At 62.2% G+C, this 23210-nt stretch carries 23 protein-coding genes; 12 read left to right on the top strand and 11 right to left on the bottom strand.

Translation table 11 applies throughout. The features are described from left to right. Positions 1-46: 46 nt before the first annotated feature. Positions 47-676, top strand: coding sequence for a MarC family protein (locus EN808_RS11845; RefSeq protein WP_127280359.1), 630 nt, complete (start codon positions 47-49; stop codon positions 674-676). A 17-nt stretch (positions 677-693) separates the two neighbouring features. Here the strand turns inward: EN808_RS11845 and EN808_RS11840 are convergent, their stop codons facing one another. After that, positions 694-1119 (bottom strand): OsmC family protein, encoded by a 426-nt coding sequence (locus tag EN808_RS11840; RefSeq protein WP_135864468.1) that lies wholly within the window; start codon positions 1117-1119, stop codon positions 694-696. A gap of 115 nt (positions 1120-1234) precedes the next feature. Further along, positions 1235-1759 carry a single-stranded DNA-binding protein gene (locus tag EN808_RS11835; RefSeq protein WP_023773877.1) on the bottom strand — a complete coding sequence of 175 codons (525 nt, stop codon included), beginning with the start codon at positions 1757-1759 and terminating at the stop codon, positions 1235-1237. Positions 1760-1985: 226 nt separating this feature from the next. On the opposite strand from EN808_RS11835, the gene EN808_RS11830 reads away from it, so the two are divergent. The 8 genes from EN808_RS11830 (at position 1986) to EN808_RS11795 (ending at position 10046) form a co-directional block, all read left to right on the top strand. Beyond that, a complete protein-coding gene (locus EN808_RS11830) occupies positions 1986-2300 on the top strand; it encodes a metalloregulator ArsR/SmtB family transcription factor (protein WP_135864466.1) in 315 nt (104 codons plus the stop codon). After that, positions 2297-2758 (top strand): SRPBCC domain-containing protein, encoded by a 462-nt coding sequence (locus EN808_RS11825; RefSeq protein WP_135864464.1) that lies wholly within the window; start codon positions 2297-2299, stop codon positions 2756-2758. Before EN808_RS11830 ends, EN808_RS11825 begins: the two co-directional genes overlap by 4 nt. 22 nt (positions 2759-2780) lie before the next feature. Continuing rightward, the gene (locus tag EN808_RS11820; protein ID WP_135864461.1) at positions 2781-3386 is read left to right on the top strand and encodes an ATP-dependent Clp protease proteolytic subunit; all 606 of its coding nucleotides are present in this window, start codon (positions 2781-2783) and stop codon (positions 3384-3386) included. 113 nt (positions 3387-3499) lie between these two features. After that, positions 3500-3751 (top strand): hypothetical protein, encoded by a 252-nt coding sequence (locus EN808_RS11815; protein WP_245512065.1) that lies wholly within the window; start codon positions 3500-3502, stop codon positions 3749-3751. Between the two features lie 702 nt (positions 3752-4453). Further along, positions 4454-7375, top strand: a complete 2922-nt coding sequence (gene uvrA / locus EN808_RS11810; protein WP_127872539.1) for an excinuclease ABC subunit UvrA — start codon at positions 4454-4456, stop codon at positions 7373-7375. Continuing rightward, complete coding sequence (locus tag EN808_RS11805) at positions 7375-7881, top strand: GNAT family N-acetyltransferase (protein WP_135864456.1); 507 nt, start codon at positions 7375-7377, stop codon at positions 7879-7881. Before uvrA ends, EN808_RS11805 begins: the two co-directional genes overlap by 1 nt. Before the next feature lie 28 nt (positions 7882-7909). Continuing rightward, positions 7910-8716 (top strand): DUF72 domain-containing protein, encoded by an 807-nt coding sequence (locus EN808_RS11800; protein ID WP_127872541.1) that lies wholly within the window; start codon positions 7910-7912, stop codon positions 8714-8716. A gap of 181 nt (positions 8717-8897) precedes the next feature. Next, complete coding sequence (locus EN808_RS11795; protein WP_135915846.1) at positions 8898-10046, top strand: GGDEF domain-containing protein; 1149 nt, start codon at positions 8898-8900, stop codon at positions 10044-10046. A gap of 49 nt (positions 10047-10095) precedes the next feature. On the opposite strand, the gene EN808_RS11790 is transcribed toward EN808_RS11795, so the two are convergent. From EN808_RS11790 to urtA, 6 genes are all read right to left on the bottom strand, one after another. Further along, complete coding sequence (locus EN808_RS11790; protein WP_084636783.1) at positions 10096-10272, bottom strand: hypothetical protein; 177 nt, start codon at positions 10270-10272, stop codon at positions 10096-10098. Between the two features lie 260 nt (positions 10273-10532). Next, a complete protein-coding gene (urtE, locus tag EN808_RS11785) occupies positions 10533-11228 on the bottom strand; it encodes an urea ABC transporter ATP-binding subunit UrtE (RefSeq protein ID WP_127278250.1) in 696 nt (231 codons plus the stop codon). Positions 11229-11297: 69 nt separating this feature from the next. Next, on the bottom strand, positions 11298-12044 hold the full coding sequence (urtD, locus tag EN808_RS11780) for an urea ABC transporter ATP-binding protein UrtD (protein WP_135864454.1): 747 nt from the start codon (positions 12042-12044) through the stop codon (positions 11298-11300). Between the two features lie 6 nt (positions 12045-12050). Beyond that, the gene (gene urtC / locus EN808_RS11775; protein WP_135915845.1) at positions 12051-13286 is read right to left on the bottom strand and encodes an urea ABC transporter permease subunit UrtC; all 1236 of its coding nucleotides are present in this window, start codon (positions 13284-13286) and stop codon (positions 12051-12053) included. Further along, positions 13283-14899: an urea ABC transporter permease subunit UrtB gene (gene urtB / locus EN808_RS11770; RefSeq protein WP_135915844.1), complete on the bottom strand. Its 1617-nt coding sequence runs from the start codon at positions 14897-14899 to the stop codon at positions 13283-13285. Before urtB ends, urtC begins: the two co-directional genes overlap by 4 nt. A 107-nt stretch (positions 14900-15006) precedes the next feature. Next, on the bottom strand, positions 15007-16287 hold the full coding sequence (gene urtA, locus EN808_RS11765) for an urea ABC transporter substrate-binding protein (RefSeq protein ID WP_245525068.1): 1281 nt from the start codon (positions 16285-16287) through the stop codon (positions 15007-15009). Between the two features lie 343 nt (positions 16288-16630). On the opposite strand from urtA, the gene EN808_RS11760 reads away from it, so the two are divergent. Beyond that, positions 16631-17038, top strand: a complete 408-nt coding sequence (locus EN808_RS11760) for a hypothetical protein (RefSeq protein WP_135915842.1) — start codon at positions 16631-16633, stop codon at positions 17036-17038. Between the two features lie 379 nt (positions 17039-17417). Here EN808_RS11760 and EN808_RS11750 read toward each other — a convergent pair whose 3' ends face one another. Both EN808_RS11750 and EN808_RS11745 read right to left on the bottom strand, forming a co-directional pair. Further along, the gene (locus EN808_RS11750) at positions 17418-18131 is read right to left on the bottom strand and encodes a DeoD-type purine-nucleoside phosphorylase (RefSeq protein ID WP_127278244.1); all 714 of its coding nucleotides are present in this window, start codon (positions 18129-18131) and stop codon (positions 17418-17420) included. A gap of 87 nt (positions 18132-18218) precedes the next feature. Further along, entirely contained in the window at positions 18219-20795 is a 2577-nt protein-coding gene (locus tag EN808_RS11745; RefSeq protein ID WP_135915841.1) for an ATP-binding protein, read from the bottom strand. A 329-nt stretch (positions 20796-21124) separates the two neighbouring features. Between EN808_RS11745 and EN808_RS11740 the strand changes: the two genes are divergently transcribed. Then, the gene (locus EN808_RS11740; protein ID WP_135864443.1) at positions 21125-21862 is read left to right on the top strand and encodes a flagellar biosynthetic protein FliO; all 738 of its coding nucleotides are present in this window, start codon (positions 21125-21127) and stop codon (positions 21860-21862) included. Positions 21863-21989: 127 nt separating this feature from the next. Here EN808_RS11740 and dksA read toward each other — a convergent pair whose 3' ends face one another. Continuing rightward, positions 21990-22406 (bottom strand): RNA polymerase-binding protein DksA, encoded by a 417-nt coding sequence (gene dksA / locus EN808_RS11735; protein WP_006202025.1) that lies wholly within the window; start codon positions 22404-22406, stop codon positions 21990-21992. A 277-nt stretch (positions 22407-22683) separates the two neighbouring features. Between dksA and EN808_RS11730 the strand changes: the two genes are divergently transcribed. Next, positions 22684-23187, top strand: coding sequence for a histidine phosphatase family protein (locus EN808_RS11730; protein ID WP_127872549.1), 504 nt, complete (start codon positions 22684-22686; stop codon positions 23185-23187). Positions 23188-23210 lie beyond the last annotated feature (23 nt).

The following is a 23210-nucleotide window of genomic DNA, read 5'->3' as shown; positions in this document are numbered from 1 at the left end:
CTACCAATATCGGAGTGCGGGCTCGGCCCGGCGGGAGGGGTCAGCGATGCCGAGTTTCGACAGCCTGTTCAATGCCTTCGTCACCATTCTCGTGACCATCGATCCGCCCGGGCTGGCACCGCTGTTCCTCGCCGTGACACGCGGCATGAATCGCGACGAGCGCCAGCAGGTCTCCGTACGCGCCTCGATCATCGGCTTCCTGGTGATGGCGCTGTTCGCGATCGCAGGTGCCTCGATCCTGTCGGTGTTCGGCATCACGCTGCCGGCCTTCCGCGTAGCAGGTGGTTTTCTGCTGTTCTTCATCGCCTTCGAAATGGTGTTCGAGCGCCGCCAGGACCGCAAGGAGAAGATCGGCGACGTCGCCATCACTAAGGACATGATCCACAACATCGCCGCCTTCCCGCTGGCAATCCCGCTGATCGCCGGTCCCGGTGCGATTTCGGCGACTGTGCTGCTCTCCGGCTCGTTTCAGGGCTTTGCCGCACAGGCGGCGCTGGTCGGCATCATCTTCGTCTGCCTCGCCATCACCTATCTGGTGTTCGTGCTGTCGGAGCGCATCGACCGCATCCTCGGCCAGACCGGCCGCTCGATCCTGACCCGCCTGCTCGGCGTTATTCTGGCGGCGCTGGCGGTGCAGTTCGTCGCCGACGGCATCAAGGCGCTGATGGCTAGTTGAACGGTATCCCTGCGGCCCTACTGCGCTGTCGTATCGACGATCTCGAAGTCATGCGTAAGCGTGGCCGTCTTGGCCATCATGGCGGAAGCCGAGCAATATTTGTCGATCGACAGATCGATCGCCCGCTTGACCTTGTCGCGCGACAGCGCGCGGCCCTTGACGATGAAATGCATGTGGATGCGGGTGAACACCTTCGGGTCGGTCTCGGCCCGGTCGGCGTCGAGTTCTACGACACAGTCCTCGATCGCCTCGCGTCCCTTTTCAAGGATGTGGACGACATCATAGGCCGAACAGCCGCCGGTGCCGATCAGCACCAGTTCCATCGGGCTCGGCCCCGGGGTCTTGCCGTCCGGGCTGGACGCGGTTCCCAATACGACCTTGTGGCCGCTGCCGGATTCGCCGACGAAGGTGCGCTCCTCGACCCATTTTACCCGTGCCTTCATCGCCCTGTCCTTTCAGTCCTTTGTTCCCAAATCAACAATGCAAAACCCCGAAAGTCCATGCAGGACCCTCGGGGCATATCAAGCACAAGCATTCGCCGTTTGGTGCGGCTCCCGATCAGAACGGAATTTCGTCGTCCAGTTCGCGCGACGAACCGCCGCCACCGCCGCCCCTGGGAGCATTGCCGCCACCGCGGTTGAACCCTTCATTCGGGCTCGACTGGCCAAAATCCGACCCGCGGCTGCTGCCGCCACCGCTGTAGCCGCCGACCTGGCCGCCCTCACCCTGGCCGCGCGCGTCAAGCATCTGCAGCTCGCCACGGAATTTCTGCAGCACGACTTCGGTCGTGTATTTGTCGGCGCCGGTCTGGTCCTGCCATTTGCGGGTCTGCAACTGGCCCTCGACATAGACCTTCATGCCCTTCTTCAGATATTGCTCCGCCACCTTGGCGATGCCCTCATTGAAGATGACGACGTTATGCCACTCGGTCTTTTCCTTGCGCTCGCCGGAATTCTTGTCGCGCCAGCTTTCCGAGGTGGCGATGCGGATGTTGACGACCGGCTCGCCCGAATTCAGGCGGCGGATTTCAGGGTCCGCGCCGAGATTGCCGACCAGAATGACCTTATTGACGCTACCCGCCATGATATTTCTCCGCGCTCATCCGAAACAAATTTTTGTCGCAGCACCTTACAGGCTACGGACGTCAGCCGCCTGCCAAGGCTGGCTTTTCCCACAAGGTTTTTGTTCCCTTTTCGTTCCTATATGCACCGCCGCTGATTGTCAAGGAATGGCAGCAATGGCCAAGGCCTTCATATGGGTTGCAAAACAGCGCTTGCCAAATCAATAAGTATCGACTTATGCTTTTGCCATGATCGAAGCAGAGATTTTCCGCGCCCTGGCCGACCCGACACGCCGTGCCGTCTTCGAGCGGCTCGCGACAAGCGAGATGAGCGTGTCGGAACTGCGCTGCGGCCTGACTGTGTCGCAGCCGGCCGTGTCCCAGCACTTGGCGGTGCTGCGCGGTGCCGGTCTCGTGGTCGAGCGGCGGGCCGGCCGCAACGCCTATTACCGCGCCGATCCGCAGGGGCTTGCCCCGCTGCTCTCCTGGATTGAACGCTACCGGACGTTCTGGCCGGAGCGCATCGAAAGGCTGAAGACGGTTTTGAAGGACATGGATCAATGAAGAGCCAACGCGAAGTCGCACCGGATGCGATCGAATTCGAATATGACCTAGCCGAGCCGCCGGAAAAGGTGTGGCGGGCGCTGACCGTGCCGGAACTGCTCGCCGCCTGGATGATGCCGAATGATATCAGGCCACAGACCGGCAGCCGCTTTGCCTTCGCCGGGCCCGACGCGGCGATCGAGTGCGAGATCCTCGACGCCGAGCCTGAGCGTCTGCTGCGCTATTCCTGGCGGGAACAGTCGGACGATGCGGCGCGACAGCACCCGCTCGACAGCACCGTCACCTTCACACTCGCCCGCACCGTTTCGGGCGGCACGCATCTGCGCATCGTCCATGACGGCTTTGCTCGCAAGGCGGCCGTTACCATGACGAGCGCCGGCTGCCGGCTTTCGCTGCGCGGAGCCGGAAAGCTCATCGCCGCGAGCAACACGCCGCATCTTCTGCTGCGCGCGGCCTGAACACGGAAATTGGAGAAGAAAAATGAGCGGTGTTGCCAGTCTTGTGCCGATGGTGATCGAGCAATCGAGCCGCGGCGAACGTGCATTTGACATTTTTTCGCGGCTGCTGCGCGAGCGCATCGTCTTCATCAACGGCGAGATCAACGACGGCGTCTCAGCGCTAGTCTGCGCGCAGCTTTTGTCGCTGGAGTCGGACAATCCCGAGAAGGAGATTTCGCTCTACATCAACTCGCCGGGTGGCATGGTGACCAGCGGCTTCGCCATTTACGACACGATGCAATATATCAGTTGCCCGGTGTCGACCGTGTGCATGGGCTTTGCCGCGTCGATGGGATCGTTCCTGCTGATGGCGGGCACGGCCGGGCGCCGGATCGCGCTGCCCAATGCCACCATCCTGCTGCATCAGCCGCTCGGCGGCTTCCAGGGCCAAGCTTCCGACATCCAGCGGCATGCCGAACGCATCGGCCAGACCAAGCGCCACATGACCGAACTCTACGCCCAGCATTGCGGCCGCAGCTATGAAGAGGTCGAACGCACGCTCGACCGCGACCATTTCATGACGGCCCGCGAGGCCCAGGCATGGGGCCTTGTCGACCATGTTTTCGACACCCGCAAAAAGGCGGCGTGACCCGAGAACGAAGATTTGACGATACCGGTCTGGTTCAAGTGGCGGCAGGTCCCTATAACAGGGGGATGACCGACGCACATCGATCAAGACCATTGCACCGTGTCACAGCCACCATGGTGCTCGCCATCGTCGGCCTTTTCTCCTGTGCGGCACTTGCCGACGGCGCCTCGTCGTCGGCTCGGAAAGGCGCCCTGCCCGGCGTGAGCGGCGACTATCGCATCGCCAAGCCAGCCCCGGTGCCCGAACCCGACGACGCATTCCCTAGCAGCGGCAACGGGCAGTTCAAGATCGGCGATACGGATGTCAGGATTTCCGGCAGCATCACGGTCGATGTCGGGGTTGGCGGGATCAAGCCGCCCAGGTAGGGCAAAAGATCGGTCCTGCAAACTCGAGCCCGCCCAAAAGAATAGCCCCGCCGTGCCTGGGGCAAACGGACGGGGCTTTTCTGGATCTCAAATCCATTTTTTGCCGGGAGTGTACTGCCGGCGTTGGATTTCGGATGCTTCGCGGCATTCAGCCGACGATCCGACTAACAGTCTCTAATTTTGGGGGATATGGCAGGTCACGGTTTGTCTGGTGGCGCAAACGCTATACCCTGGCACTTATGCCTGCCTCGGCTCCAACGAGACGTGGAGCCCTGGGGGACTGTCCGGTGGCGTCATGCTCCGCTCCTTTTGTCCGTTGCGACATTGCCATCGCGAAGCGCAAATCGCAAATGCCTGCGGCGTCTCGCAGGCCGCCTTGGGGCGGCGAGGCCATCGAAAGACGGCCGGCTTCGCTGACCTCTGGAGACTGCCCCCGTGAGCCGGTCGCGTCAACCATCAATAGCCGGTTACGGAAAAATGTGATCGCCGGGAGGTTACGTCAGGGTCAGTTTCCGCACAGCTTTGTCAGGAGCGTGTTCGGTCTTTGTTCTTTGCGCTTGCCCCTTCGCGCGAAAGACGGTTAAACGACTTCTGTCGGGAGTTGTGGCGTCTCTCGACGTGGCGGCAAAAAGACCTACATAGGGGATGGCCGGGAAAAACCCGCCAATCCCATGAATTCCAGATCTGAGGCGGCGACCGGCGATGGCCGACCATAAATTCCTTTCCATTCGCGGGGCGCGCGAACACAATCTGAAGAATGTCGATCTCGACCTGCCGCGTGACAGCCTGATCGTCATGACCGGCCTGTCGGGCTCCGGCAAATCATCGCTCGCCTTCGACACCATCTATGCCGAGGGCCAGCGCCGCTATGTCGAGAGCCTCTCGGCCTATGCACGGCAATTCCTCGAAATGATGCAGAAGCCCGACGTCGACCAGATCGACGGCCTTTCGCCGGCCATCTCCATCGAGCAGAAGACCACCTCGAAGAACCCGCGTTCGACGGTCGGCACCGTCACCGAGATCTACGACTATATGCGGCTTCTGTTTGCCCGTGTCGGCGTGCCCTATTCGCCGGCCACCGGCCTGCCGATCGAGAGCCAGACGGTCAGCCAGATGGTCGACCGGGTACTGGCGGTCGAGGAAGGCACGCGCCTGTTCCTGCTGGCGCCCATCGTGCGCGGCCGCAAGGGCGAATACCGCAAGGAACTGCTGGAGTTGCAGAAGAAGGGGTTCCAGCGCGTCAAGGTCGACGGCGTCTTCTATGAAATCGCCGACGTGCCGGCGCTGGACAAGAAATACAAGCACGACATCGACGTCGTCGTCGACCGCATCGTCGTGCGCGGCGACCTTGCCACGCGTCTCGCCGACTCCATCGAGACGGCATTGAAGCTGGCCGAGGGGCTGGCGGTGGCCGAGTTCGCCGACAAGCCGCTCGACGCCAGCCAGACCGGCGAGGATTCGGTCAACAAATCCAAGAACGAGACGCATGAGCGCATCCTGTTCTCGGAAAAATTTGCCTGTCCGGTGTCCGGCTTCACCATTCCGGAGATCGAACCCAGGCTGTTCTCCTTCAACAACCCGTTCGGCGCCTGCCCGACCTGCGACGGTCTCGGCAGCCAGCGCGCCATCGATCCCAACCTCGTCGTGCCCGACGAGAACGTGTCGCTGCGCGACGGCGCCGTCAGCCCGTGGGCGAAGTCGACCTCGCCCTATTACTCGCAGACGCTCGAGGCATTGGGCAAGGCCTACAACTTCAAGCTCGGCGACAAGTTCAAGGATCTTTCCGCCGAGGCCCAGGAGGCGATCCTGCGCGGCACCGGCGAGCGCGAAATCACCTTCCAATATGATGACGGCCTGCGCTCCTACAAGACGACCAAGACCTTCGAAGGCGTCATCCCCAATCTCGAGCGACGCTGGAAGGAAACCGAATCCGCCTGGATGCGCGAGGAGATCGAGCGCTTCATGTCGGCAACGCCCTGCCCGGCCTGCAAGGGCTATCGGCTGAAGCCTGAAGCGCTGGCGGTGAAGATCGGCGGCAAGCATATCGGCGAAGTGACGGAACAGTCGATCCGCAATGCCGATCGCTGGTTTACCGACCTGCCGGCGCAGCTCAACGACAAGCAGAATGAGATCGCTGTCCGCGTCTTGAAGGAAATCCGGGAGCGCCTGCGCTTCCTCAACGATGTCGGTCTCGACTATCTCACTTTGTCGCGCAATTCCGGCACGCTGTCGGGCGGCGAAAGCCAGCGCATCCGGCTGGCCTCGCAGATCGGCTCGGGCCTCACCGGCGTGCTCTACGTTCTGGACGAGCCGTCGATCGGCCTGCACCAGCGCGACAACACGCGTCTGCTCGACACGCTCAAGCATTTGCGCGACATCGGCAACACGGTGATCGTCGTCGAGCATGACGAGGACGCCATCCTGCATGCCGACTATGTCGTCGACATGGGTCCGGCCGCCGGCATCCATGGCGGCGAGATCATCGCCCAGGGCACGCCGCAGCAGGTGATGGCCAACCCCAATTCGATCACCGGCAAATATTTGTCGGGTGCGCTCGAAGTAGCGACGCCCGGCGTGCGTCGCGAGGCGAAGAAGAACCGGCGCCTGAAGGTTGTCGGCGCGCGCGGCAACAATCTGAAGAACGTCACCGCCGAAATCCCGCTCGGCACCTTCACCGCCGTCACCGGCGTGTCGGGCGGCGGCAAGTCGACCTTCCTGATCGAGACGCTGTTCAAGGCGGCCTCGCGCCGCATCATGGGTTCGCGCGAGCATCCGGCCGAACACGACCGCATCGAGGGGCTGGAATTCCTCGACAAGGTCATCGACATCGACCAGTCGCCCATCGGGCGGACGCCGCGTTCGAACCCCGCTACCTATACCGGCGCCTTCACGCCGATCCGCGACTGGTTCGCCGGCCTGCCGGAAGCCAAGGCGCGCGGCTACCAGCCGGGACGTTTCTCGTTCAACGTCAAGGGCGGCCGCTGCGAGGCCTGCCAGGGCGACGGCGTCATCAAGATCGAGATGCACTTCTTGCCCGACGTCTACGTCACCTGCGATGTCTGCCACGGCAAGCGCTACAATAGGGAGACGCTCGACGTCCTGTTCAAGGGCAAGTCGATCGCCGACGTGCTCGACATGACCGTCGAGGAAGGCGTCGATTTCTTCGCCGCCGTGCCTGGCGTGCGCGACAAGCTCGACACGCTGAAGCAGGTCGGCCTCGGCTACATCCATATCGGCCAGCAGGCGACGACGCTGTCGGGCGGCGAGGCGCAACGCATCAAGCTGGCCAAGGAACTGTCGCGCAAGGCGACGGGCAAGACGCTCTACATCCTCGACGAGCCGACCACTGGCCTGCATTTCCACGACGTCGCCAAGCTGTTGGAAGTGCTGCACGAATTGGTCGACCAGGGCAACACGGTGGTGGTCATCGAGCACAATCTCGAAGTGATCAAGACCGCCGACTGGGTGCTCGACCTCGGTCCCGAAGGCGGTGATGGCGGCGGCGAGCTGGTCGCGTCTGGAACGCCGGAAGCAATCGTGCGGGAGAAGCGCAGCTACACCGGCCAGTTCCTCAAGGAGCTTCTGGAACGGCGCCCGGGGGGCAAGCGCGAAGCGGCGGAGTGATGGGTAGGGATGGTCGCATCACGGTCCAGAGCAGCTTTGGCGTGAGGCTTGCCCGCCCAGAAGATCTCGCCGCGATCGTCGCGCTGACTCAAGCGGCCTATGCCCCCTACAACGCGATACTCGACGCGCCACCGATCCCGGTTACCGAGGACTACGCACCGCGCGTCGCCCAGGGCGAGGTCTGGCTGCTGGAGAGGGACGCCACGCTTGCCGGGCTAATCACGCTGGAGCGCCATCCCGACCACGTCATGATCTTCTCCGTCGCGGTCGCCCCCGGCTCCCAAGGCAAGGGATTTGGCATCGCGTTACTCAATCACGCGGATGAACAGGCAAGTCTGTGGGGCCTGCCGGAGGTGCGGCTCTACACCAACGCCAAGATGGAACGGAACATCGCGCTCTATCTCGCCTATGGTTTTCACGAAACGGGTCGCCGACCCAATCCCTATCGGCCAGGGTGGGTACTGGTCGACATGGCCAAACCCGTCGACAGGCCCACCGCGGCTTGATCGCTTTTAGAAATCTGGGAGGACGACGATGAGCAAATCGGGAACAATCCGCGCCGGCATGGGCGGCTGGACCTTCGAGCCTTGGGACACGTCCTTCTATCCGGACAAGTTGTCGAAGGCCAAGCAACTGAACTACGCCAGCCGGCAAGTGCCGAGCATCGAGGTCAACGGCACCTATTATTCGAGCTTCAAGGAGCCGACCTTCGTCAAATGGGCCAACGAGGCGCCAGACGGTTTCGTCTATTCGCTGAAAGGCAACCGCTTCGTCACCAATCGGCGTGTGCTGGGCGAAGCCGGTGAATCGATGATGCGTTTCCTCGGTTCCGGCGTGGCCGCGCTCGGCGACAAGCTCGGCCCGATCCTGTGGCAGTTCGCGCCGACCAAGAAATTCGACCCTGACGATTTCGAGGCGTTTCTGAAACTGCTGCCGGAAAAGCAGGACGGCGTCGCGCTGCGCCACGCGCTCGAAGTGCGCAACGACAGCTTCATCGTGCCGGAGTTCGCCGCACTCGCGCGCAAATACAAGGCGGCGATCGTCTATGCCGACCATGCCAAATATCCTGACATCGCCGATATCACCGGCGATTTCGTCTATGCGCGGTTGCAGACCGGCAGCGACGACAATCCCGACTGCTACACGCCAAAGGGCATCGACGAATGGGCGGCGCGCGCAAAAATCTGGGCGGAAGGCAAGCAGCCGGCCGATCTGCGGCGCGCCGACCCCGCTACCGACGCCCCGGTCCAGCCGCGCGACGTCTTCCTCTACTTCATCACCGAGGGCAAGGTGCGCGCGCCGTTCGGGGCAATGGCGCTGATGAAGCGCGTAAGCGACTGAAAAAGCATCAGTCGGTTTCCAGCACCCACTATAGTGCGTCGCCCATGCGTTTTGGGCGCAGCAAAGCGCCTATTCCTGGGCATCTTGGCCACGATCGTAACCTTATCGACACTTCCTTGCCGCATGAATACGCCGACGCCAAGCCGCAGAGCTGGAACCGTCGCCGGCAGGGAAAGAGGGCATGTCGCTCGACTACACTTCACTTCTGCTCGCTGTCGGGTTCTCCGCCGCTTGCCTCAGCCTGACATTGTTTGGCATGTGGCTGACCGCTCGCTCGGAGAAATTCCTGCTGACATGGGCGATCAGCCTGGTGTTCGTGGTCGGCGATATTTTCATCTATGACGCCTATATCGACATGCCCGGGCGCCTGCTCGGCATCGCCACCTCGGCGTTCCTGCTGATCGGCTTTTCGGCCATGCTGGGTGCCGCCTATCAGTTCCGCACCGGCGGCTCGCCGCTGCCGCGGGCGCTGTGGGGTTGCGTTTCCCTGACGATGGCGCTGCCTCCCATGGCTTTGGGCTATGACGGCCTCGGCTTCATGTTCGAGAACATGTTCGCCGCCTTGCTCCTGTTCGCCACGGCGTTCGAATATTGGAGAGGCCGCGATGAGGCGCCCGCTTTGACGATCGGCATCACCACGCTCTATTCGGCCACGGCCACGTCCTTCGCGCTCTGCGCCATGGTTCTCGCCTGGGACGGAACACTGGTGCTCGGCCACGCGCCAAGCAATTGGGCAGAAGAGCTCAGCTTGATCGTGGTGATCGCCAGCATGACGGGTATTGGCGCACTCTCGCTTGCCCTCAACCAGGGGCGTCTGGCGCGGCACCACCACCGCAACGCCCTGACGGATCCCCTGACCGGCCTGCTCAACCGGCGCGCCCTGTTCGACATGCATGGCCATATTCCGGTCGGCGCCTTTACCGCCGTGGTCGTCTTCGACCTCGACAATTTTAAAGCCATCAACGACGAATTCGGCCACGCGGCGGGCGACGAGGTGCTGAAGGTGTTCGCCAGAGAGTTGGCAGCCAACCTTCGATCGGCCGACGTCGCCGCGCGCATGGGCGGCGAGGAATTCGCACTGGTGCTGAGGCGCACTCTGCCGGAGACGGTCGAGGAAGCAGCTGAGCGCATTCGGGCGGCTTTCGCGATGCGACTGATAGAAACCGAAACCGGTTCGCTCACCTGCACGGTGAGCGCCGGATTTGCGTTTGGCAGCAAGGAGGGCCTCAGCTTGGACAAGGTGCTCAGCGCCGCCGACAAGGCGCTCTACGACGCCAAGCGCGGAGGCCGCAACCGCGTCATCGCCTCGCCATTCCGGCGCGCGAGCTGATCACTCGCATCATGGCGACTCTGTGATTGTTGAATAGCGAAGACTGCCCCTAGGCCGCCATGACGATTTCATTGAAGGCATCGAGGTCAACGTAAAAGACCTTGGTGATCTCCTCGATCAGATCATCGTAGTCGCAGCCCTGTGACCTCAAGATGTTGATGGCGGCGATGATGTCGACACGTTCGGTAAGCCGCCGCTTCTGGTAGTCCTCGACGTAACGTTCCATGGCTGTCCCTTAGCCTGTGTGCCCAAACGCGTTTGAACGACAGAGATCGGGAAGCTAGGAAGCCTTGCTTGCGTGGAACTTGCAGAACCTTCGCCGCGCCTCGATCTGCTATAACCAGACTGATACGGAAGCGGCCGACTCACAAAGCCTGGAAAAGACTAGCATGCGACATCGCGTGTGCCAGAGACGCGGATGATGGATGGAAGAAATATTGGACTTGCCAAGAACTTCAAATCTCCAACTGAAGTCCAGTGCCGATTCTAGACCGTGAGGAATTTGCGAACATCAGCCCGGTCTAAATCTTGCGCCGGGCCGGTGTGGACGATCTGGCCGCGATCCATGATGTTGACCTCGTCGGCAAGCTCTCGGCAGAAGTCGAGATACTGTTCGACCAGCAACACAGCGATGCCGGCCTGGTCGCGCAGATAACGTATGGCGCGGCCGATGTCCTTGATAACGGAGGGCTGGATGCCTTCGGTCGGCTCGTCGAGCACCAGCAGCTTCGGCCGCATTACCAGCGCCCTGCCGATGGCCAACTGCTGCTGTTGCCCCCCGGAAAGATCGCCGCCACGGCGGCCAAGCATCTGCCTCAGCACCGGAAACAGCTCGAAGACGTGCGCCGGCACGTCGCGGTCGGCGCGCCTCAAGGGCGCGAAGCCGGATTCGAGGTTTTCGCGCACACTGAGCAGCGGAAAGATCTCCCTGCCCTGCGGCACGAATGCGATGCCCGACCGGGCGCGGTCATACGCCGCGCTCCGGTCGAGCGCCTTCCCCTCGAAGGCAACGCTTCCGCTCGTCAGCCGGTGATGGCCGACGATCGATCTCATCAAACTTGTCTTGCCGACGCCGTTGCGGCCGAGCACGCAGGTGATCTGGCCGGCAGCCGCCTTCAGCGACACGCCGCGCAGCGCCTGGGCGGCGCCGTAATGGAGCGTGGCATTGGAAACTTCGAGCATGTCAGCGCCTTCTCCAAAACCGGAGAAACGACATGTCGAAATGATGGAATTGCACCCGCCAGACCATGCTCATCTCCCCAAATAGACTTCGACGACGCGCTCGTCGGCCGATACGAAATCGAGCGTCCCTTCGGAGAGCACCGAGCCCTCATGCAGGCAGGTGACCTTGACGCCGAGTTCGCGCACGAAATGCATGTCGTGCTCGACGACGATGACCGAATGGTCACGGGCGATGTCCCTGAGCAGCCGCGCGGTTTCCTCGGTCTCGGCATCGGTCATGCCGGCGACCGGCTCGTCGACCAGAAGCAACTTCGGATCCTGGGCCAAGAGCATGCCGATCTCAAGCCACTGCTTCTGGCCGTGGCTAAGATTGGCCGCCAGGTCATGACGCTTGTCGCCCAACCGGATGATGCCAAGAATCTCGTCGATCCGTCGCGTCTCGGCGGGCGATTGGCGGTGGAACAGCGCCGGGAAGATCGAGCGCGGCCCCTTCAGCGCCAGCATCAGGTTTTCCTCGATCGTGTGGCTTTCGAAGACGGTCGGCTTCTGGAATTTGCGGCCGATGCCCATCATGGCGATCTCGGCTTCGTCATGCCTGGTGAGGTCCACCTGGCCGTCGAAGAACACTTCGCCTTCGTCGGGTCGCGTCTTGCCGGTGACGATGTCCATCATCGTCGTCTTGCCGGCGCCGTTGGGGCCGATAATGGCGCGCATCTCGCCTTTGTCGAGCACCAGCGACAGATTGTTGATGGCGCGAAAGCCGTCGAAGGATACCGAGACGCCGTCGAGATAGAGGATTGTGTTGGACTTGCTCATGGCCGCTTACTCCGCAGCCTGCGGTTTGGGATCAGACCAGGACCATTCGCCTGGATTTCTCGCCGGCGATCGAGCAGGCTTCGAGGTGGCGGATGCGACTCTCACCTCGGTGCCGGCTTCGTCAGCGAGGGAAGCTACGCGCAATGCCCTGGCATTGCCGCGCCAACTGTCCCACATGCCGATTATGCCCTTCGGCAGGAGCAAGGTGACGGCGACGAACAGGCCGCCCAGCGCGAACAGCCAGAATTCCGGCAGCACACCGGTGAACCAGGATTTGCCGGCATTGACGAGCAGCGCGCCGATGATCGGCCCGACGATGGTGCCGCGTCCGCCCACCGCCGCCCAGATCACCACCTCGATCGAATTGGACGGTTCGAATTCGCCGGGATTGATGATGCCGACCTGCGGCACGTAGAGCGCGCCGGCAATGCCTGCCATGACGGCCGAAACGGTGAAGGCGAACAGTTTCACGTTCTCCGCCCGCCAGCCGAGGAACCGCGTGCGGCTCTCCGCGTCGCGCACGGCCATCAGCAGCTTGCCGTATTTGGAGCCGACGATCGCCCAGGTGATGAAAACGGCGAGCGCGAGCATTACCGCGCTGGCCGCGAACAGCGCCGAACGGGTCGCGTCGGCCTGCACGTTAAAGCCCAGAATATCCTTGAAATCGGTGAGCCCGTTGTTGCCGCCGAAGCCCATGTCATTGCGGAAGAAGGCGAGCAGCAGCGCATAGGTCATCGCCTGGGTGATGATCGAGAGATAGACGCCGGTGACGCGGCTGCGGAAGGCGAACCAGCCGAAGACGAAGGCAAGCAGGCCGGGCACCGCCAGCACCATGATTGCCGCGAACCAGAAATGATCGAAGCCGGTCCAGAACCACGGCAATTGCTTGTAGTTCAGGAACACCATGAAATCAGGCAGGATCGGATTGCCATAGACGCCGCGCGAACCGATCTGGCGCATCAGATACATGCCCATCGCATAGCCGCCGAGCGCGAAGAAGGCGCCGTGGCCAAGCGAAAGGATGCCGCAATAGCCCCAGACCAGATCGAGCGACAGCGCCAGCAGCGCGTAGCAGAGATACTTGCCGGTCAGCGCGACTATGTAGGACGGCACGTAGAAGGCGCTGGTTGGCGAAACAGCCAGGTTGAGCAGCGGCACGATGACGGCCACCGCCAGCAGGGCGAAAATGGTGATGGCGATGCGGCGGTCGGCACCCGCGGCGAAGAAGCGTCCTGACATCATGCTTCCACCGCCCTGCCCTTGAGCGCGAACAGGCCGCGCGGGCGCTTCTGGATGAAAAGGATGATCAGCACCAGCACGACGATCTTGCCGAGCACGGCGCCGGCATAGGGTTCGAGAACCTTGTTGACAATGCCGAGCGAGAAGGCGCCAACCAGCGTGCCCCAGAGATTGCCGACACCGCCGAAGACGACGACCATGAAACTGTCGATGATGTAGCCGCGGCCGAGATTGGGCGAAACATTGTCGATCTGGCTGAGCGCGACGCCTGCAATACCGGCAATGCCGGACCCCAGCGCGAAAGTCAGCGCGTCGACCCACGGCGTCCTGATGCCCATCGAGGCGGCCATGCGCCGGTTGGCGGTGACTGCGCGCATCTGCAGGCCCCAGGGCGTGCGCTTCATCACGTAGAGCAACATGCCGAACACCGTGAGCGCGAACACCAGTATCCACAGCCGGTTCCAGGTGATGGCCAGTTGTCCGACGTCGAATGAGCCGGACATCCAGGACGGATTGCCGACCTCCTGGTTGGTCGGTCCGAAGATCGAGCGCACCGCCTGCTGCAGGATCAGCGATACGCCCCAGGTCGCCAGCAGCGTCTCCAGCGGCCGGCCGTAAAGAAAGCGGATGACGCCGCGCTCGATGATGAGACCGACGAATGCCGCAACCAGGAAGGCAAGCGGCAGCGCGATCACCAGCGACCAGTCAAAGAGGCCGGGAAAGGACGTGCGGATCACCTGCTGGACGACGAAAGTCGTGTAGGCGCCGAGCATCACCATCTCGCCATGCGCCATGTTGATGACGCCCATGACGCCGAAGGTGATGGCAAGCCCGATCGCCGCCAGCAGCAGCACCGAACCCAGCGATATCCCATACCAGATGTTCTGGCCGGCATCCCACAAGGCCAGCGTCGAATTGATGTTTGCGATCGCAGCCGTCGCCGCGTCCTTGACCGCTCCAGAGGCGTTGGCCTCGACCGAGGTGAGCAGCGAAACAGCATCGCGGTCGCCGCGCGCACCGATCAGGGCGATTGCGGCGAGCTTGTCTGCGTCGGGCTTGTCCGAAACCAGTATGGAAGCGGCACGCGCCTGTTCCAGCAAAGCCTTGACGCTCGCCACGCTTTCACTGGCGATGACTGCGTCGAGCGGGCCGATATTGGCGGCGTCCGGTGTCTTGAACATGGTGTCCGCGGCGGCGATGCGGACCGTCGGATCCTTGGAACCAAGCGTCAACGTGCCCAATGCATCGCGGATCGTGCGGCGCAACGTGTTGTTGACGCTGATCTTGGTTATGTCGTCCTCGGGGGCCTCGCCTGCTGGCTCGCCGCTCAGCGGGTCGAAAAGCTGGACGTTTTCGTCGCCTTCCTTGCCGACAAACACCATCGAGTCGGCCGTACGAACGTAAAGATTGCCGTCCGCCAGTGCAGCAAGCGGCCGTTCGACAGCCGGATCGCCTGTGGCCGTCAACTCTTGAACGACAGCTCCTGTCTCGGAAAAGTCCGTTACTGTCGCGAATTTGGCGATGATGGCACGCAGATCGGCTTCCGCAGCGCCCGAAGACGACAGCGTCGTCAGCAGAAACAAAAGCATCAGGCCAATCGCGTGGAGAATCTTCATCGGCGTTCGGTGACCATTGAAGGTTGAAGTGGGCGTCCGGACAGTGGAGGAACTGTCCGGACGCGCGCGGTCTTGGGCGTGGACCCGAAGGTCCAGCCCGGGGAGGATCAGTTCGTGCCCTTGCCGCCGCACTTGCCGGTTTTGACGTTGAAGTTGCCGCAGCTGAGCGGCGCGCGCCAATCGGAAATCAGGTCCTTGGAGTCGGGCAGGTAGTCGGACCATTCGTCACCCATCACCAGGCCCGATGTCTTCGAAACCGTTTCGAATTGGCCATTGGCCTGGATTTCACCGATCAGCACCGGCTTGGTGATGTGATGGTTCGGCATCATCGTCGAATAGCCGCCGGTCAGGTTCGGCACCGAAACGCCGACCATGGCATCGATGACCTTGTCCGGATCGGTGGTGCCGGCCTTTTGAACCGCCTTCACCCACATGTTGAAGCCGATATAGTGGGCTTCCATCGGGTCGTTGGTGGTGCGCTTGTTGTTCTTGATGAACTTGTGCCAGTCGGCAATGAACTTCTTGTTCTCGGGCGTGCTGACGCTCTCGAAATAGTTCCACGCTGCAAGATGGCCGACCAGCGGCTTGGTGTCGAGACCGGCAAGTTCTTCCTCACCCACCGAGAAGGCCATGACCGGGATGTCTTCGGCCTTGATGCCCTGGTTGCCGAGTTCCTTGTAGAACGGAACATTGGCGTCGCCATTGACGGTCGAGACGACGGCGGTCTTCTTGCCGGCCGAACCGAACTTCTTGATCGCCGAAACTTCGGTCTGCCAGTCGGAAAAACCGAACGGCGTGTAGTTGGTCATGATGTCTTCGGCCGCGACGCCCTTAGACTTCAGATAGGCTTCGAGGATCTTGTTGGTGGTACGCGGATAGACGTAGTCGGTGCCTTCCAGCACCCAGCGCTTCACCGAGCCGCCGTCCTTGCTCATCAGATAGTCGACGGCCGGAATGGCCTGCTGGTTTGGAGCCGCACCGGTGTAGAACACGTTGCGCTCGCTTTCCTCGCCCTCATACTGGACGGGATAGAACAGGATGTTGTCGAGCTCGGAGAACACTGGCAACACCGATTTGCGCGACACCGAGGTCCAGCAGCCGAACACCGCCGCGACCTTGTCCTTGGAGATCAGTTCGCGCGCCTTTTCGGCGAACAGCGGCCAGTTGGAAGCCGGATCGACGACGACGGCTTCAAGCTTCTTGCCGAGCAGGCCGCCCTTGGCGTTCTGCTCGTCGATGAGCATCAGCATGGCGTCCTTCAGCGTCGTCTCCGAAATCGCCATTGTGCCCGACAGCGAATGGAGAATGCCGACCTTGATCGTGTCGTCGGCAGCCCTGGCCGGAGCGGATATCATCAAACCGGCGGCGACCGCGCCCGCCGAGACCATTTTTGTTATTGTCGAGAAATTACCCCTCATACCGAAGACTCCCAAGCTGGTTGATTGTACCGCAACACTACGATGCAACCCCCGTGCCAACCGCTGCCGGCTTGCTGAAAATAGCAAAATAACCGAACGTTATCAGTTAGTTGATACATTAGAATGAACAGAGGTAAGAGAGCCGGTTAAAAAATGATTGAGGGAAATTTGCGCAGCGCACAAGGCGTATGCCTAATTTTAGCTCATTTTTGACACGTGCCTATATTTTGACCTTGGCGCACGTGTCGCGGACGACAAATGTTGCGGCGCGGCACGAAAATAGGGCAAGCTTGTCGTTCAAACGGACGACGTCATGACATCAGGCATTTCACGCATATTCATCGGCATTTTGTCTGTGGCGGCGGCAACCGGAGCGGCACGAGCCGATTTCAGCGATGGCAAGATGCCCGATGGCACTTATCACTGCGAAGTCTATCTGCTCGGCCTGTTCCTCAACCTCGGCGACATCACCATCAAGGGAAACGTCTACACAGGCCCCGTCACCTTCGGGACCGCCCAACAGGCTTACAACTATCAGATGGATGCAAACGGTGTGATTTCGTGGCTGGGCCCGCTCGGCGGCTATACCGCCGGCGGCAACGCGCTCTCGATGACCCAGGCAACCCTGGACGGCCAGAACCCGCCCTCCTTCGACATCATCATGAAGCAACCCGACGGGGCCTTCACCGCCTCGACCTGCACCAAGGGAGGCAATCGGTAGGCCTTCGCCTCCCTTCGGGGCTGCCTTGGGAGTCTGCACGTCTGCCGTGTCATCTGGATGTTGCCGAAACTGGATAGGCAGCGGTGCGCCGTCACATCCACCTCGAGAGGCAGACACCATGGCCAATTCCCCGTCTTCATCCTCCCCCTTCATTCGCGACGCTTCAACTCGGGAAAGCCGAGTGTCGAAAGAGCGGCGACCGCATGTGTTTCGCCGGCAAACAACGAGCCGACAAAGCTGCCGCCGGCGATCAATGCGCTGGATGCAAGGCTGCCTTTCAGGAGCGTGCGGCGCGAAACGCGCTCGGCGATGACGCGTCTACGACAAGACCCACGCCGCCGCCGATGGCTATGAAACAACGATCCTTGCGCGACGCCGCCTAGCGCGCTTCCGTGGCAATTTCGAGCGCCAGGCGGCTCATGTCGGTGAAAAGCTCCTGGCGTTCGGAATAGTCGGTCTGTTCGCCGGTGAGCAGATTGTCGACCACGGTCAGCAGCGATAATGCCCTCGCGCCGAAATGCGCCGAGATGCGATAGAGAGCGCTGGTTTCCATGTCTACGGCCAGCGCTCCGAGCGCCCTGGCGTCGGCATAGCGGGCACGTGGGTCGGGATGGTAGAATATGTCGGTGCAGGCTGTCAGGCCGGCGTGGTGGTCGATGCCGAGTTCGGTTGCCTTGGCCAATGCGCAAGCGAGCAGCGCCGGATCCGGGCCGACGTCAGCCTCGTAAAGGCCAAAGACCCGGCCGTTCTCAGTGTCTTCAGGCCGTGCCGATTGCGAGATCACAAGGCTGCGCAGCTTTGCCTCGGCGCTCAGGCCACCGCAGGTACCGGTGCGGATCAGTGTCCGGGCGCCATAATAATCAAGCAATTCATGCGCATAGATCAGGAACGATGAAACACCGATACCCGTCGCCTGAATGCTGATGGGCCTGCCTCGAAACGAGCCGGTAAAGCCAAGCGCACCGCGACGACGATTGACACAACGCGGCGTGTCGAGAAACGTGCCGGCCATCCACTCCGCGCGCTGCGGGTCGCCCGGCAACAAAATCGTGTCGGCGTAGTCGCCCTTGCTTGCCTCGATGTGTGGCGTCAACAGCTGCTCCCCCAAGCCCGCCTGCTATATTGCCAATAATCATGGCGTTGTTACCGCGTTATGCAAGGGGCGCGGCATTGGAAATACCTAAGATTCAAGCACATCCTTGACGATCGTAGCCAGTTGCTTGAGCGAGAACGGTTTTGGCAGGAAGCCGAAATGCGCCTCCGCCGGCAGGTTTCTGGCGAATGCGTCCTCGGCATAGCCGGAGACGAAGACGAACTTGATGTCCGGCTGGCGTTTGCGCAATTCACCGAGCAGCGTCGGCCCGTCCATTTCCGGCATCACTACGTCGGAAACGACGATGTCGACCTTGCCGCCGAGCGCTTCGAACACTTCCAGCGCCTCGACGCCGGAGGACGCCTCGTGGACGGTGTAACCGCGCGAGGTCAGTGCCCGCATGCCGCCCATGCGCACGGCGTCCTCATCCTCGACCAGCAGTACCGTCGCCGACCCGGACAGGTCCTTGGTGCTATCGGCCAATTTGACTGCCGCGGCGGCCGGTGCTTCACCGGGTTCGGCCGCCTTTTTCGCTTCCGCGATGTGACGTGGCAGGAAAATGCGGAAAGTCGATCCCTTGCCGACTTCGGAATCGCAGAAAATGAAACCGCCGGTCTGCTTGATGATGCCGTAGACCATGGACAGACCGAGGCCCGTGCCCTTGCCGACCTCCTTGGTGGTGAAGAACGGCTCGAAGATCTTCTTCAGCACGTCGGGCGCGATGCCTGAGCCGGTGTCCTCGACCTCGACCACCACATAGTCGGCGGCCGCGAGTTCGCGATACGGGAAGGTCTTGGACTCCTCGGCGGTCACGTTGCGTGTGCGCACGGTGAGATCGCCTCCCGCCGGCATCGCGTCGCGCGCGTTGACCGCCAGGTTGACCACCACCTGCTCGAACTGGCCGATATCGACCTTGACCGGCCACAGGTCGCGGCCGTGGTCGACCTTGAGCTTGATGTCGTTGCCGACCAGCCGGGCAAGCAGCATCCTGAGATCGGCGAGCACGTCGGTGAGGTTCAGCACTTCCGGCCGCAGCGTCTGCTTGCGCGAGAAGGCCAGCAACTGCCTGACCAGCGAGGCGGCTCGGTTGGCGTTCTGCTTGATGTTCATGATGTCGGGGAAGGACGGATCCGACGGCCGGTGATTGGTCAAAAGCAGGTCCGACGCCATGATGATGGCGGTCAGCACATTGTTGAAGTCGTGCGCGATGCCACCGGCGAGCTGGCCGACGGCCTGCATCTTCTGGCTTTGCGCCATCTGCCCTTCGAGCGCCTTTTGCTCGGTCGTCTCGACGGCGTAGACGATGGCCGATTCCTCGGCCCCTTCGCCGCCGGTACCGTCGGCGACGGCATTGACGTAGAAGCGGATGTGCCGTTCTTCGTTGCCGGGCAGCACGGTGTCGATCGGTTCGATATCGGCCTGCCGCTGCCGGGCTTTCTCGAACGCTGCGGCAAAGGCCGGCCGGTCGCGGTCATGGATCACCGTGTCGAGCCGTACGCGGCGATCCACGGCATCGCGGTCGACGACCGAGGAAAACAGCGACAGAAAAGGTGCGTTGGTGCGCAGGATGCGTCCGCTGGCATCGACACCGGCGATCGCCATCGGCGTCGAATTGAAGAAGCGGGTGAAGCGCACTTCCGAAGCGCGCAGATCGGCCGAGGCATCCTCGCCTTGCGTACGGTTGAGCACGATGGTGCGCGTCGGGCCGCCGACGCCCTCGCGGCTTGCCGAAACGCGGTGCATGAAGCGCACTGGCAGCGCCTCGCCGGTCATCGTCGTCAAGTCGAGATCGATGACCGCATTGCGCGTCGTGCCGGGATCCGCCTTGACGGAGCGCACCAGCGCCATGCCGTCGCCGGCAACGATATCGGGCAAGGTGACGGCGCCGGGCGTGAAGCTGGCAAGGTCGATGCCCAGCCATCCGGCGAGCGTGGCGTTGATGTAGGTGACGCGGCCGTCCTGATCGGCCGAAAAGAAACCGGCCGGCGCGTGGTCGAGGTGATCGATGGCCTTCTGCAGATCGAGGAAGAAACGCTCCTGCTCGGCCCGCTCCTGCGAAATATCGGCGAGTTGCCAGGCCAGCATCGGCAACCGCTGGCCCGGAACGCTGAACGCGCGGGCGCGCGCCCGGTACCAGCGGGCGCCCGGTTCAGCGCCGGGCCGGATCGATTGCGCCAGCCTGAACTCGCCATCGCCCGGCTGCCCGTCACGCAAGCCGGACGCCAGCCGGTAAATGGTCACCGAGGCCTCGGGGACATCCGAGAGCAATCCTTCGACGGTCTTCAGATCGGCGGCCGAGGTGGCCCCGGTCATATCGGCATAAGCCCGGTTGGCGTAGACGACGCGACCCTTGGTGTCCGTGACCAGCAGGCCTTGGCCCATCGAATCGACGAAAGCCTTGGACAGTTCGTCGCCCGTCGAGCGCGGTGTGATCTGCACGAAGCCGATCGCGGTCGCGAACAGGAAGCCGACACCGATCATCGCCAGCACGCCGAGCATGCCAAGCAGGAAGGGGTCGCCGAGGCGCTCGCGGAAAAGGCCGAAGACGATGGCCGCGCCCGTCAGAACGACGATGAAGATGATAAGCCGGGTGACCGCGCCCGGTCGCGTATTCTGGTCGACGATCGGTACCGGATAGAAATCGCCGCGCGCTTCCTTGGCCATATGCCCCCTGCTCGTGAAATCCGAGGTTCCGACACCCGCCCCTAATGCATGTCGCCCAAAAGTGACTTCGGTTTTGGGAAAACGTCACGCATGAAAAACAAGGACCTGAAGCGCGTCGCATGAATCCGTTTCAGCGCGACGCGCTTTAGCCGGTTGAATCATATTCTCCTAGTCCGGAAAAGGCCCGGGCGGCAAATGTCAGATAAAAATGATGTCGAGCGGCCTTCCCTGTGTTTCAAGCTGTTCACGATGCGTGAAAGGCAACTTGCGGTGGCCAGTCGCAACGGTCTAGTGTCGCGTCACTTTCCAAAACCGATCAGGGGAAACCAATGCAGTGGCTGGATAGCGTGGCGGGCCCCGGTTATGCGGCGGCACTCCTGTGGACCTTCGCGGCGCTGATCCTGCTGGTCATCGTTCTCATCATCGTCAGGCTCGTGCGCAACCTGACCTTCGGGACGTTTGTCGCCGGTGGCCGCAACCGCAAGACGCGGCTCGCCGTCATGGACGCCACCGCCGTCGACAGCCATCGCCGACTGGTGCTGGTGCGACGCGACGACATCGAACATCTGCTCCTGATCGGCGGCCCGACCGACGTCGTTGTCGAACGCGACATCCGCCTCGCCGCGCCGCGCCGTCCGGCATTGACCGGGGATGGCGGCCCGCAGCCTGTCCCGGCGGCCGGGACCCCGGTCGCGAAGCCGCGGCCGCCGCAGCCCGCTCCCGCGCCTCCCAGACAACCACCCGCTCCGCAGCCGGTGGCAGGGCCCGCCCGCCAGCGCCCGGCGGCACCGCCACCGGCTCCCGCAGCGAAACCGGCGGCGCAAATCTATCAGTCGACCAATGTCACGCCGCTGCCCGCCTATGGCTCCGCCAATGCCAATGCCGTCAGGCACGCGCCACCGCCGCCGCAGGACAGCATCGACGACACGCTGATGAAGGAACTCGAGGTTTCGCTGGACCAACCACGGTCCGGCGGTCCGGCGGCCAAACCGGCAGCCAAGGCGCCGCCGTCGCTCGATGATGAAATGACGAGGCTTTTGGGCGAACTCTCAAGCCAGAAGAGATGATTTGCGCCCAGGGTGGCCTGCCGGTGAATTGAACCGGTCGATGTTCAAGCGCGCTTTGGCATGCGCGGCGACATCGAACAAAAATGGCCGGAAAACCGGCCATTTGGAAATCGATGCAGCGCTACTGTCAGTCGTCGCGATAGACTTTTTCACGGCGCTCATGCCGCTCCTGCGCTTCGATCGACAAGGTAGCGATCGGGCGGGCGTCGAGCCGCTTCAACGCGATCGGCTCACCGGTCTCCTCGCAATAGCCATAAGTGCCTTCGTCGATGCGCTGTAGTGCCGAATCGATCTTCGAGATGAGCTTCCGCTGACGGTCGCGGGCCCTGAGCTCGATGGCGCGGTCGGTTTCCGAAGAGGCGCGGTCGGCGAGGTCGGGATGGTTGGCGTTTTCCTGCTGCAGGATTTCGAGGGTTTCGCGCGCTTCGCGCAAAATGTCATTTTTCCAGGTGACGAGCTTTAGGCGGAAGTAGGATTTCTGCCGTTCGTTCATGAACGGCTCGTCTTCGGAGGGTACGTAATCGGCGGTAACGATGTCGTTCATTCGACTCACCCAAACAGCCCCAAATTTGGCGCCTATATATTCGCCGCCAGACGCCTGCACAAGCGCAATCAGCCACCGGCTCACGCAATTGTTAAAGTGCGCCCGCAGCCTTCCCCGGAGCGGGATAGATCTGTTTCGATGGCGAAAGTAGGACGATCTTCGCCGCTTGCCCCCGCAAGTGATTCGCCGCGCCGAAGAACGTGCACCATTGTGCGCGATGCTTTTCTCGTGGCTAATCGCGGCAGGACTTCGGCTTTCGGGCGTCATTGGAGGTTGAGTGAGCAGGCTTTATCTGTTGCGACACGCCAAGGCCGGCTGGGCCTTGCCGGGCATGCGTGATTTCGATCGTCCGCTCGATGCATCCGGCCGCGCCGATGCCGAAAAGATGGGGGCCGCGATGCGATCCCGTTCCTATGTGCCGGACCTGACGCTGTGCTCCAACGCCAAACGCGCCAAGGAAACGCTCGAGGGACTGGCCGGTCAGACGGACACAGGCAAGGTGCTGTTTTTCGACACGCTCTACAGCGAAGACGCGGCCGGCTATCTCCGGCTCGTCCGGGATCATGGCGGATCAGGCTCCTTGCTGGTCATAGGCCACAACCCGATGACGGAGGATCTCGCCATGGCGGTGTCGGGCGATGGTGGCGAGACGGAGCGGGCAATGCTCAATCATGGCTTTCCGACCTCGGGCCTCGCCGTCGTCCGTTTCCCCGGCAATCTGGCGAAAGCGGCCCAGGGAGCGGGCTATCTCGAAGCCTTCCTGACACCGGCCGATCTCTGATGCCGATGTCCAGCGCCATTTCA

Source organism: Mesorhizobium sp. M8A.F.Ca.ET.165.01.1.1, from assembly GCF_004792065.1.
Lineage (GTDB): Bacteria > Pseudomonadota > Alphaproteobacteria > Rhizobiales > Rhizobiaceae > Mesorhizobium.
The sequence above is the reverse complement of the archived record's forward strand: the minus strand, read 5'-3'. Positions and strand labels throughout refer to the sequence as shown.